At 66.2% G+C, this 15,741-nt stretch carries 14 protein-coding genes; 6 read left to right on the forward strand and 8 right to left on the reverse strand.

Features of this window, described 5'->3' with window-relative positions:
* Positions 1–24: 24 nt before the first annotated feature.
* Positions 25–1,041, reverse strand: coding sequence for a sulfate ABC transporter substrate-binding protein (locus AUL32_RS17055; RefSeq protein ID WP_061975694.1), 1,017 nt, complete (start codon positions 1,039–1,041; stop codon positions 25–27).
* Positions 1,042–1,789: 748 nt separating this feature from the next.
* Here AUL32_RS17055 and AUL32_RS17065 point away from each other — a divergent pair.
* The 5 genes from AUL32_RS17065 to AUL32_RS17080 all read left to right on the forward strand — a co-directional run bounded on the left by AUL32_RS17065 (position 1,790) and on the right by AUL32_RS17080 (position 6,580).
* On the forward strand, positions 1,790–3,583 hold the full coding sequence (locus tag AUL32_RS17065) for a DEAD/DEAH box helicase (RefSeq protein ID WP_441294109.1): 1,794 nt from the start codon (positions 1,790–1,792) through the stop codon (positions 3,581–3,583).
* Between the two features lie 230 nt (positions 3,584–3,813).
* Complete coding sequence (locus AUL32_RS25310) at positions 3,814–3,966, forward strand: hypothetical protein (protein ID WP_156421083.1); 153 nt, start codon at positions 3,814–3,816, stop codon at positions 3,964–3,966.
* A 5-nt stretch (positions 3,967–3,971) separates the two neighbouring features.
* A complete protein-coding gene (locus AUL32_RS17070; RefSeq protein ID WP_062117457.1) occupies positions 3,972–4,706 on the forward strand; it encodes a metal ABC transporter ATP-binding protein in 735 nt (244 codons plus the stop codon).
* Positions 4,703–5,572, forward strand: coding sequence for a metal ABC transporter permease (locus AUL32_RS17075; RefSeq protein ID WP_062117460.1), 870 nt, complete (start codon positions 4,703–4,705; stop codon positions 5,570–5,572). The genes AUL32_RS17070 and AUL32_RS17075 overlap by 4 nt, the downstream gene beginning before the upstream one ends.
* A 27-nt stretch (positions 5,573–5,599) precedes the next feature.
* Positions 5,600–6,580, forward strand: coding sequence for a metal ABC transporter substrate-binding protein (locus AUL32_RS17080; protein WP_062117463.1), 981 nt, complete (start codon positions 5,600–5,602; stop codon positions 6,578–6,580).
* 56 nt (positions 6,581–6,636) lie between these two features.
* Here the strand turns inward: AUL32_RS17080 and AUL32_RS17085 are convergent, their stop codons facing one another.
* A complete protein-coding gene (locus AUL32_RS17085) occupies positions 6,637–7,035 on the reverse strand; it encodes a hypothetical protein (RefSeq protein WP_156421084.1) in 399 nt (132 codons plus the stop codon).
* A 126-nt stretch (positions 7,036–7,161) separates the two neighbouring features.
* Complete coding sequence (gene trhO, locus AUL32_RS17090; protein WP_062117466.1) at positions 7,162–8,043, reverse strand: oxygen-dependent tRNA uridine(34) hydroxylase TrhO; 882 nt, start codon at positions 8,041–8,043, stop codon at positions 7,162–7,164.
* Positions 8,044–8,136: 93 nt separating this feature from the next.
* On the opposite strand from trhO, the gene AUL32_RS17095 reads away from it, so the two are divergent.
* Positions 8,137–9,042: an MBL fold metallo-hydrolase gene (locus tag AUL32_RS17095; protein WP_062117469.1), complete on the forward strand. Its 906-nt coding sequence runs from the start codon at positions 8,137–8,139 to the stop codon at positions 9,040–9,042.
* 9 nt (positions 9,043–9,051) lie between these two features.
* Here AUL32_RS17095 and AUL32_RS17100 read toward each other — a convergent pair whose 3' ends face one another.
* The 5 genes from AUL32_RS17100 to AUL32_RS17120 all read right to left on the reverse strand — a co-directional run.
* Entirely contained in the window at positions 9,052–9,915 is an 864-nt protein-coding gene (locus tag AUL32_RS17100) for a DUF1499 domain-containing protein (protein ID WP_062117471.1), read from the reverse strand.
* A 70-nt stretch (positions 9,916–9,985) separates the two neighbouring features.
* Positions 9,986–11,623: a long-chain-fatty-acid--CoA ligase gene (locus tag AUL32_RS17105; protein WP_062117474.1), complete on the reverse strand. Its 1,638-nt coding sequence runs from the start codon at positions 11,621–11,623 to the stop codon at positions 9,986–9,988.
* 138 nt (positions 11,624–11,761) lie between these two features.
* A complete protein-coding gene (locus AUL32_RS17110) occupies positions 11,762–11,950 on the reverse strand; it encodes a hypothetical protein (RefSeq protein ID WP_062117477.1) in 189 nt (62 codons plus the stop codon).
* Positions 11,951–12,266: 316 nt separating this feature from the next.
* Positions 12,267–14,942, reverse strand: a complete 2,676-nt coding sequence (gene ppdK, locus AUL32_RS17115; RefSeq protein ID WP_062117481.1) for a pyruvate, phosphate dikinase — start codon at positions 14,940–14,942, stop codon at positions 12,267–12,269.
* Positions 14,943–15,103: 161 nt separating this feature from the next.
* On the reverse strand, positions 15,104–15,741 hold a 638-nt coding region (locus tag AUL32_RS17120), incomplete at its 5' end, for a DsbA family protein (protein ID WP_062117485.1).

The following is a 15,741-nucleotide window of genomic DNA, read 5'->3' on the forward strand; positions in this document are numbered from 1 at the left end:
GAGAAGGCCTTGGGGACCGCCCGTTCAGTTGGCGGGCTTGTAGATCTGGTCGAACACACCGCCATCGCCGAAATGCTCCGGCTGCGCCTTGGCCCAGCCGCCGAACTGCGCGTCGTCGATCGAAACGAGTTCGAGCTTGGGGAAGCGTTCCAGAAGCGCCTTGTCGGCGACCTTCTCCGGCTCGGAGGGGCGGTAGTAGTGCTTGGCGGCGATCGTCTGACCCACGTCGCTATAGAGATGCTGGAGATAGGCCGTCGCGGCCTCGCGCGTTCCCTTCGCATCCACATTGCCGTCCACCAGCGCCACCGGCGGCTCGGCGAGGATGGAGATCGAGGGAACAACGATCTCGAACTGGTCGGGGCCCAGTTCTTCGAGGGCCAGGAAGGCCTCGTTCTCCCATGCAAGCAGGACATCGCCGATTCCGCGCTGCACGAAGGTCGTGGTGGAGCCGCGCGCGCCGGTGTCGAGAACCGGGACATGACGATAGATGTCGCCGACGAACTGCTTGGTCTTGGCCGCGTCGTTGCCGAAGGCCTTGTTGGCATAGGCCCAAGCCGCCAGATAGTTCCAGCGCGCGCCGCCCGAGGTCTTCGGGTTCGGCGTGATGACCTGCACCCCCTCCTTCACCAGATCGCCCCAGTCCTTGATCGCCTTCGGATTGTCCTTGCGGACGAGGAAGACGATCGTGGACGTGTAAGGCGCCGAGTTGTGCGGAAGGCGACCGCGCCAATCGGCCGGGATCTTCTTGGTGCCCTTGGCGATGGCGTCGATATCCGCTTCCAGCGCCAGCGTCACGACATCGGCGTCGAGACCGTCGATCACCGTGCGGGCCTGCGCGCCCGAGCCGCCATGTGACTGGCGAATCGTCACGGCGTCATGGCCCTGGGCGGCCCAGAATTTCGAGAACTCGGCGTTGTAGTCGCGATACAGTTCGCGAGTCGGATCGTAGGAAACGTTGAGCAGCGTCGTCTGCGCAGCCGCGGGAAGAACCGCAGCCAGCGAAAGGCCGATCGCGAGAAGGCTGGAACGAAAGCGTTTCATGAACGGCCATACTCCATCGAAGATATGGATTGATCCTGTTCTAAGGTGGGGTTTCCGACAAGACGAATTGGTCCCGGCCTCGGCCTCACCAGAGAAATGAAACCGCTGCCGCAGAGGGTTTCGGGGAAAAATTCGACTTATCTAGCCCGCTCGGACCCGATTCTGGCTTTGCCAGTCCACCATTCAAACGGAGCTGTGTGTCCCACGAAACTGGTGCGAAACCGATCTAACCCCCAGAAAAATGCAGGCTTTTCCCGATTTTATTTTTGCATTCGCAGAAAAAGATGCAATTTTAATCTTTATGCGCGGACGTTCGACAATGAGGAAAACCTCCAGCGTGCGCGCTTTCTGTCGGGGGGACACGATGCGAAAGATGACCGATCCGCTTGCGATGGGCCGCGGCCTCACCATCGGTATGTTGGTGTCGTCCATGTTCTGGCTGACGGCGTTGAACATCGCATTGGCGATGTAGAAACCAGCTCTCTTCTCTCGCGCACTCGACAAGTCCTACCGGCCTTCAAGTCGGGGGTCGCCTTTCTCTGGCGTTTGTGCTTATAGACGGCGCATTCTCGCGGTTGAGGCGACACTCTGGCTTGCCCTGCGCACCGGAACACATGCCCCGCTCCGCGAATGGAATCGTGTGCCCCCGAGCGGGATCACGGTTCCATGCCACAATGGAGCCATGACAGGGGGCGGCGGTCGGTTTGACCGCAGTTCGATGGAACGGCACAATCTTCAAGGAATTCCGGTGCCCTTCCGCCCGACACACCCCGCCCTCTCCGCCGCTCTCGAAGAACGCGGCTATCAGGACCCGACGCCCGTTCAGGACGCGGTCCTCGCGCCCGAAGTCGCCGAGCGCGATCTTCTCGTGTCTGCCCAGACCGGCTCGGGCAAGACCGTCGCCTTCGGTCTGGCCTTCGCCTCGACGCTGCTGCGCGGAGCGGACAAGCTGCCCGAAGCGGGCGACCCGCTGGCGCTCGTCGTCGCGCCGACGCGCGAACTGGCGCTGCAGGTGCAGCGCGAGCTCGATTGGCTCTATGCCGGGTTCGGCGCGCGCATCGTCACCTGCGTCGGCGGCATGGATCCGCGCGCCGAGCAGCGCTCGCTGCAGCGCGGCGCGCATATCGTCGTCGGCACGCCCGGCCGCCTGCGCGACCATTTGGAGCGCGGTCGCCTCCTGATCGGCGGCCTGCGCGTCGTCGTGCTGGACGAGGCGGACGAGATGCTCAATCTCGGCTTCCGCGAAGATCTCGAATTCATCCTGGAGGCGACACCGGACGAGCGACGCACGTTGCTCTTCTCCGCTACGCTTCCCAAGCAGATCATCACGCTGACCAAGCGCTACCAGCGCGACGCGGTGCGCATCGAGGCGAGCGCGCGCAACTCAAGCCATGCCGACATCGAGTACCGGGCCGTGCGCATCGCGCCGACCGAGTCGGAACTCGCCGTGGTCAACCTTCTTCGGCAGGCCGAAGCGCCGGCCGCGATCGTCTTCTGCAACACGCGGGAGCAGGTTCGCCATCTCCATACAGGGCTGGTGGATCGCGGCTTCGCCGCCGTGTCGCTATCGGGTGAACTCGGTCAGGCCGAGCGCAACCAGGCGCTCCAGGCGCTTCGCGACGGTCGGGCGCGCGTCTGCGTGGCGACCGATGTCGCCGCGCGCGGCATCGACCTGCCGAGCCTGACGCTGGTCATCCACGCCGAACTGCCGAACGACGCCGAAACGCTGCAACATCGCAGCGGGCGCACCGGCCGCGCCGGCCGCAAGGGCGTGTCGGTCATGCTCGTGCCGCTGTCACGCCGCCGCAAGGCCGAGCGCCTCCTCGCCGACGCACGCATCAAGCCGGTCTGGAGCGGCGCGCCCTCGGCGGACGAAATCCGCGCGCTGGACCGCGAGCGGCTTCTGGCCGACCCGATCCTGACCGAAGAGCCGAGCGAGGAAGACCAGGACATGGTCCGCGAGCTCGTTTCTCGCTGCTCTCCCGAGCAGATCGCCGGCGCCTTCGCGCGGCTCTACAATCAGCGCCTGCCCTCGCCCGAAGACGTCTACGATCCCGGCGAGCCGCGCGGCATGAAGCCGCGCCGCGACGACGACGGGCGCGACGACCGGCCGGAGCGCGAGGAACGCGCGCCGCGCAGCCGCGATGTCGGTCCCACCTCGTGGTTCGTCATGGATATCGGCCGGCGCAACAACGCCGACCCGAAATGGCTGCTGCCGCTTCTATGCCGCCGCGGCAAGATCACGCGCGAGGATATCGGCGCGATCCGCATCTTCGATCGTGAGACGCGATTCGAGATCGTCGAGGCCGCCGCCAAGCGGTTCGCCGCGAGCGCAGAAGGCCTGGACGACGACATCACGATCTCGACTGCCGAGGCCCCGCCGAAGGGCGAGCGCGCCCCGGAGCGCCCGCGCACCGGCAAGAAGCCGGGCGGCTTCAGCAAGCCCGACCGTCGCCCGGCGGCGGGTGGGGACCGGCCCGAGCGTCGCGGTCCGCCGCCCGCCGGCGCCAAGCCCCGCCGTCCGCGCCCGCCGAAGGCCTGAACGGGCCAATCGTTCCTAACCGCGCGATCGCCCGCTAGGCGTCGCGATACACGACGGCCAAAGCGCTTCCGGAAGGGATGCGCTGGCCTTCCAAACTTTCAAAGCCCGGGTCACGCACCCGGGCTTTTTTCGTTGAACAGCCGGAAATCGCGAACTTCGATCTGCGCGGTCAAGAATCTGTCAGGCGGCCACTGGAAATTGGCGTTGTTACGTTATAACAGTTCAGCACGATGTCTGGCTCCGATCCCATGTTGCAACGCTCCACTCCCTCCCCGACGCTTCGCCCTTCCGCCCTGCGCCGCTCCGCCGCGCAGCGTCTGGCGTTCCTGGCCGGGCCGATCGTCGTCTTGTGGGTGCTGGTCGCCCTGGTTCTCTGGGCTTGATCGCAATGGACGCTTCGGTCTCGCTGGACGATCTGACATTGGCCTATCGCCGCCATCCGGCCGTAAGCCAGGTGTCCGGCCGCTTCGCGCCGGGGTCGCTCACTGCAATCGTCGGGCCGAACGGCGCCGGAAAATCGACGCTTCTCAAGGGCCTGATGGGCATCGTGCCGGTCTCGCGCGGGCGCATTCGGCTGGACGGCATTTCGCGGCGCGACGTCGCCTATCTTCCGCAAAGCGCGGAGATCGACCGCAGCTTCCCGATCGACGTCATCGATCTCGTCTCGCTCGGCGCATGGCGCAAGGTCGGCTTCTTCGGCAGCATCGCGGGGCGCCATCTCGATCGGGTCCGCGAGGCCATCTGCGCGGTGGGCCTGGAAGGGTTCGAAGCGCGCACCATCGGCTCGCTGTCCGGCGGCCAGTTGCAGCGCGCCTTGTTTGCGCGAATGCTGGTGCAGGACGCCAAGCTCCTGCTTCTGGACGAGCCCTTCACCGCGATCGACGCGCGCACGACGGCTGATCTCCTGCAGATCGTGCGCAACTGGAATGCGGAAGGGCGCACGATCATCGCCGTCCTCCACGACATGGATCTGGTGCGCGAGCACTTCCCCGAAACGCTGCTGATCGCCCGCGAGTTGATCGGCTGGGGGCGCACGGCGGAGGTGCTCACCAAGGACCGCCTGCGCGAAGCGCGCAACCTGTCCGAGCGCTGGGCCGATCCGTTCGAGAGCGTCGCGGCATGACCCTCGTCGAGTTCTTCGCCAGCCCCTTCGCGGATTATGGCTTCATGCGGCGCGCCATGGTGGGCTGTCTGGCGCTTTCGCTCGGCGCCTGCCCGCTCGGCGTCCTCCTGGTTCTCCGGCGCATGAGCCTCGTGGGCGACGCGATGTCCCACGCGATCCTACCGGGCGCGGCCGTCGGCTTCCTGATCGCCGGTTTCTCGCTGTTCGCGATGACGGTCGGCGGCATCGTGACGGGGCTGCTCGTGGCGGGCCTTGCCGGCATGGTCTCGCGCTTCACCCCCTTGCGGGAGGACGCGAGCTTTGCAGCCTTCTACCTCGCCTCGCTCGGCATCGGCGTGCTGCTGGTGTCCGTCCACGGCTCGAATGTCGACCTGCTTCACGTGCTGTTCGGCACGGTCCTGGCGCTGGACGATCCCGCGATCCTGCTGATCGCCGGCATTGCTACCGCCACGCTCGTTCTTCTCGCCCTTCTCTACCGACCGCTCGTCGCCGAATGCCTGGACCCGCAGTTCCTGCGCGCGGTCGGCGGCAGCGGCGGCTTCGTCCACATGGCCTTCATCTCGCTCGTGGTGCTCAATCTCGTGGGCGGGTTCCAGGCGCTGGGAACCTTGATGGTGGTCGGCATTATGATGCTGCCCGCGACGGCGAGCCGCTTCTGGTCCGCCAGCGTCACCGGCCAGATGATCATGTCGTCGGCCATCGGCATCGTTTCCTCCTATGTCGGGCTTCTGATCTCCTTCCATCAGAACCTGCCCGCATCGCCGGCCATCATCCTTTCGGCCAGCGTGATCTACGCGCTTTCGGTCCTTGTCGGCCGGATCGACAGCGTCATGGCGAGAAGCATTCAGCTCCGCCGCCCCATCTGAACCCGGCCGTCCTTCGAGGACCTATCGATGACAACTCGCTCGCTTTCCCTCGCGCTGGCGCTCGCCGCCTCGGCGCTGGCCTATTCGCCTGCCTTCGCGGAACCGCTGAAGGTCGTCGCCTCCTTCTCGATTCTGGGCGACATGGTCAAACGCATTGGCGGCGACGACGTCGCGGTGACGACGCTGGTCGGCCCGAACGGCGACGCGCATGTGTTCGAGCCGACGCCGCGCGACGCGAAGGCCCTGGGCGAGGCCAAGGTTCTGGTCGAGAACGGCTTGAATTTCGAAGGCTGGATGCCGCGCCTGGTGAAGACCTCGGGCTTCTCGGGCGAGGCGGTCATCGCCTCTACCGGCGTGAAGCCGCGCGAGCTGACGCCAGAGGAGCAAGCGCTCGAGGAAGCCGAAGAGGCGCACGAGCACGCCGGCGAGAAGACGGCAGAGGCCGCGCACGAAAATGACCATGGGCACGACCACGGGTCGGTCGACCCGCATGCGTGGCAGAGCCTGACGAACGGCGCGATCTATGCTCGCAACATCACGGACGGGCTCGCCAAGGCCGACCCGGCCCATGCCAGCGATTATCGCAAGCGCGGAGAGGCTTATATCGCCGAGATCAAGGCGCTGGACGGCAAGATCCGCGCGGAGATCGACACGGTTCCCGAGGATCAGCGGCTGATCGTCACCTCGCACGACGCGTTCGGCTATTTCGGTCAGGCCTATCACGTCCGCTTCCTGGCGCCTCAGGGTGTGTCCACCGAAGCCGAGGCATCGGCCCAGGATGTCGCCAAAATCATCGACCAGATCCGTGCGCAGAAAATTCGCGCCGTCTTCGTGGAAAACATCTCCGACACGCGCCTGATCGACCAGATCAGCCGAGAGACAGGCGCCAAGGTCGGCGGCGCCCTCTTCTCGGACGCGCTCTCGCCCGCCGATGGCCCGGCCTCGACCTATCTCGATATGTTCCGCAACAATGCGGATGAGATCGTCAAGGCGCTGAAGACGAGCTGATCCCGAACGATCCGCATCCGGCTGGCGCGAGCGCCGGCCGGATGGGCTAACTCTCGTCAGCCGCAGACGGCACGGTCGATGAAGACCGAGGAAACGCTGCCCGCCGCGCGGTAGCGATATTCCACCGACGTGACCTGACGCGCGCGAAGCGCCTTCTTCCACATTTGGCAGCGACGGGACTCGTCGCGTGTGCGCCACGCATCCATGCCCACCCGTTCGTCCGCCACGAATTGCAGCGTGACGACGCGCCCGTCGAAGGTCACTTCCTCCAGAACGCTGCCGTCGCCCTGCTCGGCGGGGAGTGTTTCTTGAAGGCTGGAAATCTCGTGCCGAATGTCCGTCGCGCCGCGCGCGAAGGGGATGATATCGATTCGGTCGTAGAGAAGAAAAGCTGCTGTCGCACAAAGACCGGCTGCGCCGGCCACGTGCATTTTACGGTCACGAAACGCTTGCATAGACGCCTCCGCTCACCAGTTGGGGATCGAAGTCGATCTAATCGATATTTGTTGCAGCGCAGTGAAAAATGAATCTTGCGGCAGCTAAAAGACGGATATTCCACCGCTTTCCACAAGGCTGCCTTGCTATTTCCCTTGAGTCATCTGGGATTGGCGCATTCGCAGAGCGTATGCGCGCTCGGGCGTCAGCCGGTCGATGCAGCGCGGGCAGGAAACGCCGGACTCATAGGCCGAATCGGCCTGCTCCTCAACGGTGACGGGTTCGCCGCACCCGAAGCACCGGCGCCATTCGGCGGTCTGCTCCAACTCGTGTCCGACGGCCGTGCGCGAATCGAAGACGTAGCATTCCCCCTGCCAGCGGCTTTCGCTGGCCGGCACGTCTTCGAGATACTGCAGAATGCCGCCTTTAAGATGAAAGACCTCCGAGAAGCCGTGCGCCAGCATGAAGCTGGAGGCCTTCTCGCAGCGAATACCGCCGGTGCAGAACATAGCGACCTTGGGCTGACGCGTGGGGTCGAGCTTCTCGTGAACGAAGGTCTTGAACTCGGTGAAGCTGTCGATCTCGGGATCGACCGCCGTTTCGAACGTGCCGACCCGCGTCTCGTAGCGGTTGCGCGTGTCGATCACCACGACATCGGGGTCGGCGATAAGGGCGTTCCAGTCCTTCGGCTCGACATAGGTTCCGACCTGCCTGGTCGGATCGGCCTCGGGCGCGCGCATGGTGATGATCTCGGGGCGAATGCGCACCTTGAGCCGCGCGAAGGGGCGCGCGTTGGCGGTGGAGAACTTCACCTCGCCCTGTCGAACGCCGAGGGTTCGATCCAGCTCATCCACCAGATCAGTGATGGCGCCCTGCGTGCCCGCCACGGTGCCGTTGATCCCCTCGCCGGCCAGAAGCAGCGTGCCATAGATGTCCCGCGCCTTGGCGAAGTCGAAGAGATGCGCGCGCAGGGCCGGCAGGTCCGGGATCGCGACGAAACGATAAAGGGCGACGATGGTCCAGGTCATGGCGCCCTATAGCGCCTGGACGCCCCCGTTTCAAACCTCGCCTGCCCAAACGCGGCTTGACTTGGCTGCCGTGAGGTCCGACCTCATGAGCCGATGAGCCTCGATCTCGATACGACCTTCCAGCCTCAGCATGGGCGCCCCGTTCCGGTCGCGCCGGGTGTGGTGCGACTGACGGCCCCCAACACCGGGCCCATGACCTTCACCGGCACCAACACCTATCTCCTGGGGCAGGACACGCTGATGGTGATCGACCCCGGCCCGCAGGACGAGGCGCATCTGAGCGCGCTGCTACGAGCGATCGACGGGCGGCGCGTGGAGGCGATCCTCGCCACCCACACGCATCTCGACCACACGGGTCTGCACGCGGCGCTGCGAGACGCCACCGGCGCGCCGCTCGTGGCGGAGGGGCCGCATCGCACCTCGCGTCCGCTGGCGCCGGGCGAGATCAATCTTCTGGATGCCGCGGCCGACCACAGCTTTCGACCCGACATCACGCTGGGCGACGGCGAGCCGTTTGAGACGGCGGCGGGGCGGCTCGTCGGCATCGCGACGCCCGGGCACACCGCCAATCACATGAGCTTCGCGCTGGAAGATCAGGGCCTTCTGTTTTCCGGCGATCACGTCATGGCGTGGTCCACCACGATCGTCGCGCCACCGGACGGGCGCATGGCCGATTACATGGCCTCTCTCGACAAGCTCTCGGCCCGGGCGGACAGGCTCTATCTGCCGGGCCATGGCGGCCCGGTGGAGAGGCCAGCCGCCTTCCTGCGCGCCACGCGGGCTCACCGCCGGATGCGCGAGCAGACGATTCTGGAGCGCGTGCGCGCCGGGGACCGCTTCGTCGCCGACATGGTCTCCGCCATCTACCGCAGCACGCCGAAGGCGCTGCACGGCGCGGCAGCCCTTTCGGTCCTGGCTCATCTGGAGGATCTCTGCGAGCGCGGCCTCGTCGCAGCGACCGGCGGGGTGGAGCTGACGGCCCGGTTCGAGCCGGTCTGACGAAGTGGCTTAGCTCTCCGGCGCGACGCCTTCGAGAACCTTCATCGCCTCGTCCAGGCGGGCCAGAAAGCCCTGTATAAGCCGGCGGTTCTGGCCGAGGTCGCGCTCCAAGCTTCGCGACACGGAGCGCAGATCGACATAGGTCGTACCATCGGTCTCGACGATGCGGATGGTGACGTCGCTGGGAAAGGCGAAAAGCGGGGCGTAGCCGACGGCCTGAATCGTGTAGTCGTCGGAGTCGAGATCGGCGAAGGGCTCGCTCGCGTCATCCTCCTCCTCGTCGTCCAGATTGAGCGAATCGCGCAAGGTCGGGATGGGGACCGAAACGGTGCCGGACACGCCGAGATCGGGGCCGTCCAGCCGCGCCATGTCGGGCGTGCGGACGTCCGCAATCGTCATTCCGCTTTTTTCCATGGCGGTGCGCGCGGCCTGGTAGACGGTCGCGGCGGTCGCCTGGAAATCGCGCCCGACCAGAACGCCGTCGAGCGTGGAGACGGTGGCGGGCGCGGTCTCGGACAGCGCCGCGCTCATGCCGGTCGTTTCCGCGGCATGCCCGTCGGGATACTTGGTGAAGAGATAGGCCGCTCCCAGAAACGGCGCCGCCGCCACCCCGCCCACCAGAAGCGCCCCAACGGCCCGACCGCCCCCACGCGCGCCGCTGCGCCAGATGATGAGGATGGCGAACACGGCCAGGAGAAGCCCCAATGCGGCGATGCCGCCGGCCAGGAGAAGCGACAGCGACAGGATCGACTGATCGAGGAGATGCAGGCGGAAGAAGCCAACCGAGATCGGCAGAAGCGCGAAGGCGAAGGCCGCGAGGTTCCAGGCCCAGATCGCGCTCCGGCTGCGCCCCGTCAGATAATGTCCCGCCACACGCTCGCCCTGCTTGCCGTCCGCCGCCGATCCTCGAGCTTTCTAGCAGATCGCCACGATCGGCAACAGTTCACGCCACCGGGTCGGCGCTAGGCAGGCGATAGTCCGCGAAACTCTTGCGCAGCTCCATCTTTTGGATCTTGCCCGTCGCCGTGTGCGGAATTGCTTCCACGAACACCACGTCGTCCGGCATCCACCAACGCGCCACGCGCCCGCTGAGATAATCGAGCATGGCCTGACGCGTGAGCGAGGCCCCCTCGCGCGGCACCACGACCAGAAGCGGGCGCTCGTCCCATTTGGGATGCGGCACGCCAATCACCGCCGCTTCGGTCACGTCGGGATGGCCGACGGCGAGGTTTTCGAGTTCGATCGTGGAGATCCACTCGCCGCCCGACTTGATGACATCCTTGGCCCGGTCGGTGATCTGCATCGTGCCGCTGGCATCGATATGGGCGACGTCGCCCGTGTCGAACCAGCCATCCGCCTCGAAGGCCTCCGCCCCCGCACCCTTGTGATAGGCCGAGGAGACCGCCGGCCCGCGCACCTTGAGCCGCCCGAAGCTGCGCCCGTCGCGCGGCAGGTCGTGGCCCTCGTCGTCGGTCACCTTCATCTCGACACCGAAGGGAACGCGGCCTTGCTTCTCCTTCAGGCGATAGAGCGCCTCGTCGTCCAGCCCTTCCCAATCCGCCGTCGGAACGTTCAGCGTGCCGAGCGGGCTGAGTTCGGTCATGCCCCAGGCATGGACGACCTCGACGCCGTAGCGCTTCTCGAACGCCTCGCAGACCACGCGCGGACAGGCCGCGCCGCCGATCACCACGCGCTTCAAGTCCGGAACCGCGCCGCCCGTCGCCTGCAAATGCTGAAGCAGCATCATCCACACCGTAGGCACCGCCGCGCTGAAGCTGACGCGCTCACTCGTCAGGAGTTCGTGGATGGAGGCGCCGTCCATCTTCGGCCCGGGCATGATCATCGCCGCGCCCACCATGGGACAGGAAAAGGCGATGCCCCAGCCATTGGCGTGGAAAAGCGGCACCACGGGCATGACGCGATCGCGCGCGGAAATGTTCATCGCGTCCGGCTGAACCGCGATCATGGAATGAAGGACGTTGGAGCGATGGGAATAGACGACGCCCTTCGGCATGCCCGTCGTGCCGGATGTGTAGCACATGCCGGCGGCGTCCCGCTCCTCGGCGGGAACCCAGGCGAAGTCCTCGTCCGCCTCCGCCAGCCATTCCTCGTAGGGGACGGCGTCCAGCGTGTTGGGCGGCAGATGCGCGGCGTCGGTCAGAACGACGACCCGGCGCAGGCTCCGCACGCGCGGCGCGATCGCCTCCAGGATCGGCAGAAAGGTGAGGTCGGCGAAGACGATCTCGTCCTCGGCGTCGTTCATGATCCAGGCGATCTGGTCCGGGAACAGGCGCGGGTTCAGCGTGTGGTAGACGGAACCTGAACCCAGAATTCCGTACCAGCATTCGAGATGGCGCCAGGTGTTCCAAGCCAGCGTCGCGATCCGCGCGCCGCGCTTCACCCCGTCCCGCTGCAGCCGCTTGGCGAGGCGCAGTGAACGCCGGCGGACATCGCGATAGGTCGTGCGATGGATCGGCCCTTCCACGGAGCGTGACACGACCTCGCGCCCGCCATGATGCTCCGCCGCGTGGTCGATGACCTTGGTGCAAAGCAACGGCCAGTCCTGCATCAGTCCTAGCATCGACCTCTCCTCCTCAGATTCGCGCCGTTGCCCGGCGTCTGAAGGCCGAGAGTTGAGGAGAATGCGGGTCTTGTCCAGCGTGAGGCGAAGAGGTCAGCCGCACGCTCGCGTTATCGTCACTTGCTCAAACGCCGGCCCTCACCGGCCAATGCGGTAGAGCCCGAGCCTCTCGATCGACAAGGTGCGAATTCGGGACCCGGAAGGCTTGGTTTGAGGATGAAGCCGGTCGTAGACCGCAAAGGCTGAGGTCAAAGCCTTGTCCCCATCCCCGCTGGGATAGAGCATCACGTTGAACACCGTCACGAGAAAAACGCCGAGCTTGGTCAATCCGAGGTTTTCTTCGATTGCCTAGGCGATGTCCGCGTAGTCGTCCTGGAGCTTGAGCTTGGAAAAGACGTCCTTGATCGCAGCACGATAGTCCACATCCGATGCGAAGGCGTGCTTCCGCACGCCGAGGGCTTCGGCCGTCTTCTCGAACAGGACGAGCTTCCTCTGCGTCGAATTCGTCGTCGTGTCGAACAGCGCTTCCGCAACTCGGGCTTTGGCTTTAGCGTTGGCGTCGGGTCGAAAGGAACAGCGCTAGGAAGAGCCAAAACCGAAACATGGCCCAGCTGTTTCTTGACGCGCCGAACCTTCTCGTCGCTCAGAACCGCGTGCGGGTCTTGGGTGCGGCAGCCGTGCGGAGCGCCCGCTCGAAGCGGATCGCGGCCTGTGCCGCCGCAAGGCGGGCGATAGGCACGCGGTAGGGCGAGCACGACACGTAGTCGAGCCCGGTGCGCTCGAAGAAGGCGATCGAATTGGGATCGCCGCCCTGCTCGCCGCAGACGCCGAGCGGAATATCCGGACGCGTGCGGCGCGCCTTCTCGACGCCCAGCGCGATCAGTTCGCCGACGCCCTCGATGTCGAGCGTCTGAAACGGATCGCGCTCGATGATGCCCTGCCGCTCGTAGGAGGACAGGAAGTTCGCCGCATCGTCGCGCGAGATGCCGTAGACGGTTTGGGTCAGGTCGTTGGTGCCGAAGGAGAAGAAGTCGGCCACCTCGGCGATCGTGTCGGCGCGCACGATGGCGCGCGGGAGTTCGATCATCGTGCCGACGAGATAGGTGATCTCGCGCTTGCGCTCCGCCATGACGAGCTGCGCCACCTCGTCCACCCGCGCCTTCACGAAGTCGAGCTCCTTGCGCAGCCCGACCAGCGGCACCATGATCTCCGGCACCACGGCCTTGCCCTTGCGCTCGCCAGCCTCGATCGCGGCTTCGAAGATCGCGCGCGCCTGCATTTCCACGATCTCGGGATGCGAGATGGCGAGCCGGCAGCCGCGATGGCCGAGCATGGGATTGAACTCGTGCAGCGCGTCGATCCGCTCGGTGACGACGGCGATGCTGATGCCGAGCGAAGCGGCGGTCTCGGCGATCTCCTGCTCGCCCTTGGGCAGGAATTCGTGCAGCGGCGGATCGAGAAGCCGGATCGTCACCGGCATGCCGGCCATGATCTCGAACAGCTCGATGAAGTCCGATCGCTGGATCGGCAAGAGCTTGTCGAGCGCCGCGCGGCGGCCCGCCTCGTCCCGCGCCAGGATCATCTCGCGCATCATCGAAATGCGCTCGCCCTCGAAGAACATGTGCTCGGTGCGGCAAAGGCCGATTCCCTCGGCGCCGAAGGCGCGGGCGGCGCGGGCCTCGGCCGGCGTCTCGGCATTGGTGCGCACGCGCATGCGCCGCGCCCGGTCCGAGAACTCCATCAGCGTGGCGAAGTCGCCCGTCAGCGAGGGGCGCTTGAGCTTGGGCGCGCCGGCGATCACCTCGCCGGTGGTTCCGTCGATCGTCAGCCAGTCGCCATATTGGAGGACGCGTCCGGCGGCGGTCAGCGTTCCCGCCTCGGCGTTGACGCGCAGCGCACCGGCGCCGGTCACGCAGGGCTTGCCGATGCCGCGCGCCACCACCGCCGCATGGCTGGTCGTGCCGCCGCGCACGGTCAGAACGCCCTCGGTGACATGCATGCCATGCACGTCTTCCGGCAGGGTCTCGTTGCGCACCATGATGGACTTGCGCCCTTCCCCGGCCAGGGCGATCGCCTGTTCGGAGGAGAAGACGATCTGGCCGCTGGCGGCACCAGGCGAGGCCGGCATGCCCTTGCCGATGACGACCACCTCCTCGCCGCGCTCGATCGTCGGGTGGAGGAGCTGATCCAGCGCCGAAGGTTCGATGCGCAGGATCGCGTCTTCCTCGCGGATCAGCCCTTCGCGCGTCATGGTGACGGCGATGCGGATGCCCTCCGCCACGCTGCGCTTGAGAACGCGCGACTGCAGAAGAAAGAGCTCGCCGTCGCCGACCATGAAGTCGATCTCGCTGGCGTCGCCGACATGCTCCTCGATGCGGCGGGCATGGTCGGCCAGCGCCTTGAGATCGGCGGGGAACAAAGCGCCCGCGTCCGCCGCGCCGAGATCGATCGGCGGCACCTGCGGCCCGATCTCGTCGCCGCCGCGCCCGCCCAGGGCGAATTCGCCCGACAGGCAGGGCTCGCCGGTCTTGAGGTCGCGCGACAGAGCGCGCCCGGTGCCGGACTTTTCGCCCCGCTCGTTGAAGATCATGGCATGAACGGTCACGGCGAGGCCCGCGTTCTCTCCGATGCCGTGGACGATGCGGAACGCGCGCGCGACCGGGCCGCGCCAGCTGGCGAAGCTCGCCTCCACGACCCGGTACAGCTGTTCCAGCGGCGATTGCGGCATGGCCTCGCCCACTTCGTCCTCGACGAAGGCGAGATAGGCCGCGATCAGCGCGCGCCAGTCGACCAGCGAGTGCGGCTCGGCGCCCTCCCAGCCGGCGCGCGCGCGCTCGGCATCGGCCACGTCGTCGAACTCGCCGGGGTCCATGCTGTAGACCAGCGAGCAATAGCTCTCGATGAAGCGGCGGTAGCAGCGGAAGGCGAAGCCGAGATCGGCGAGTTCGCCCGCGAGCTTCTCAACGGTCCGACTGTTGAGGCCGACATCGAGAACCGTGTCGGCCAGCCCCGGCATGATGGCGCGTGCGCTGGTGCGCACGGCGAGCAGCAGCGGCTTGTCGGCGCCGTCGAACTGGCGGCCCGTCACCCCCTCCAGCCATTCGATCGCGGCCAGCGTCTCGTTGCGCAGGGCCGGCGGAAGATCAGGGCCGGAAGCCGCCTCGCGCCAGGCCGAGGTCGAGATCGTGAAGCCGGGGGGCACGGGCAGATCCAGCGAGGCCAGCAGCGCGAGATTGGAGCCTTTCAGCCCGAGCGCTTCCGTCGCATCGGCCGTGCGGTCGGCTGCGCCCCGTTTGAAGGTGAACAGTCTCTTGGCCATCGGATATCTTGGAACCCCGGCGCGGCGGTGGTGCCGCAGTCCTTTCGGACTCCTACCTTTACGCAAACTGCGACGCCGCGCCAATGCTGCGCTGCGGCATTCCTTTCGAGTCCAAACGAGGAAACGGCACTTTCCGATGGGAAAGCGCCGTCAATTCGGTATCAGAGATGCTTCTCGATGATGGCCGCCATCTCGTCCGCCGACAAGGCGCCGGCATATTTCTCGCCATTGATGAAGAAGGTCGGGGTGGCGGACACGCCGAATTCCTTCTGCCCGGCTTCCTGCACGGCCACGACCTTGCCCTGAAGCTCGGTGTTCTGGAGGCAGGCCTTGAACTGATCCTGCGATAGGCCCGCAAGCTGCGCGATCTTCAGAAGCGCGACGGAGGCGTTCTCGGCCGCAGCCCATTCGCGCTGCTGGTCGAACATGACATCCACCATGGCGGTGCGGCGCTCGTCTCCGGCGCAGCGGGCCAGCATGAACGCGGCCAAAGCGCGCGGGTCGAACGGGAACTCGCGCAGGATCAGCTTGGCCTTGCCGGTGTCGAGATAGTCCTTCTTGATCGCGGGATAGCTTTCGGAGTGGAAGTCGCGGCAGTGCGAGCAGGTCATCGAAGCGTATTCGACGATGGTCACAGGTGCGTCGGCCTTGCCGATCACAACGTCCGGCAGCGCCTGCGGGCTCATCAGCTTGGCGACGTCGACCGTGCCTTCGGGCTTGGGCGCGGTGGCCGCCGAAGGGTTGGTGGCGCGCTCCGCCGGCTGCGCGGGTTGGGTCGTTGCGGCGGGGACCTCAGAGG

This window comes from Aureimonas sp. AU40, from assembly GCF_001463785.1.
Taxonomy (GTDB): Bacteria; Pseudomonadota; Alphaproteobacteria; order Rhizobiales; family Rhizobiaceae; genus Aureimonas.

Excerpts from the sequence above, each read along its gene's own strand:
- AUL32_RS17055 (WP_061975694.1), bottom strand. The coding sequence starts at position 1,041 with ATGAAACGCTTTCGTTCCAGCCTTCTCGCGATCGGCCTTTCGCTGGCT.
- AUL32_RS25310 (WP_156421083.1), top strand. The coding sequence starts at position 3,814 with ATGTCTGGCTCCGATCCCATGTTGCAACGCTCCACTCCCTCCCCGACG.
- AUL32_RS17070 (WP_062117457.1), top strand. The coding sequence starts at position 3,972 with ATGGACGCTTCGGTCTCGCTGGACGATCTGACATTGGCCTATCGCCGC.
- AUL32_RS17075 (WP_062117460.1), top strand. The coding sequence starts at position 4,703 with ATGACCCTCGTCGAGTTCTTCGCCAGCCCCTTCGCGGATTATGGCTTC.
- AUL32_RS17080 (WP_062117463.1), top strand. The coding sequence starts at position 5,600 with ATGACAACTCGCTCGCTTTCCCTCGCGCTGGCGCTCGCCGCCTCGGCG.
- AUL32_RS17085 (WP_156421084.1), bottom strand. The coding sequence starts at position 7,035 with ATGCAAGCGTTTCGTGACCGTAAAATGCACGTGGCCGGCGCAGCCGGT.
- trhO (WP_062117466.1), bottom strand. The coding sequence starts at position 8,043 with ATGACCTGGACCATCGTCGCCCTTTATCGTTTCGTCGCGATCCCGGAC.
- AUL32_RS17095 (WP_062117469.1), top strand. The coding sequence starts at position 8,137 with ATGAGCCTCGATCTCGATACGACCTTCCAGCCTCAGCATGGGCGCCCC.
- AUL32_RS17105 (WP_062117474.1), bottom strand. The coding sequence starts at position 11,623 with ATGCTAGGACTGATGCAGGACTGGCCGTTGCTTTGCACCAAGGTCATC.
- ppdK (WP_062117481.1), bottom strand. The coding sequence starts at position 14,942 with ATGGCCAAGAGACTGTTCACCTTCAAACGGGGCGCAGCCGACCGCACG.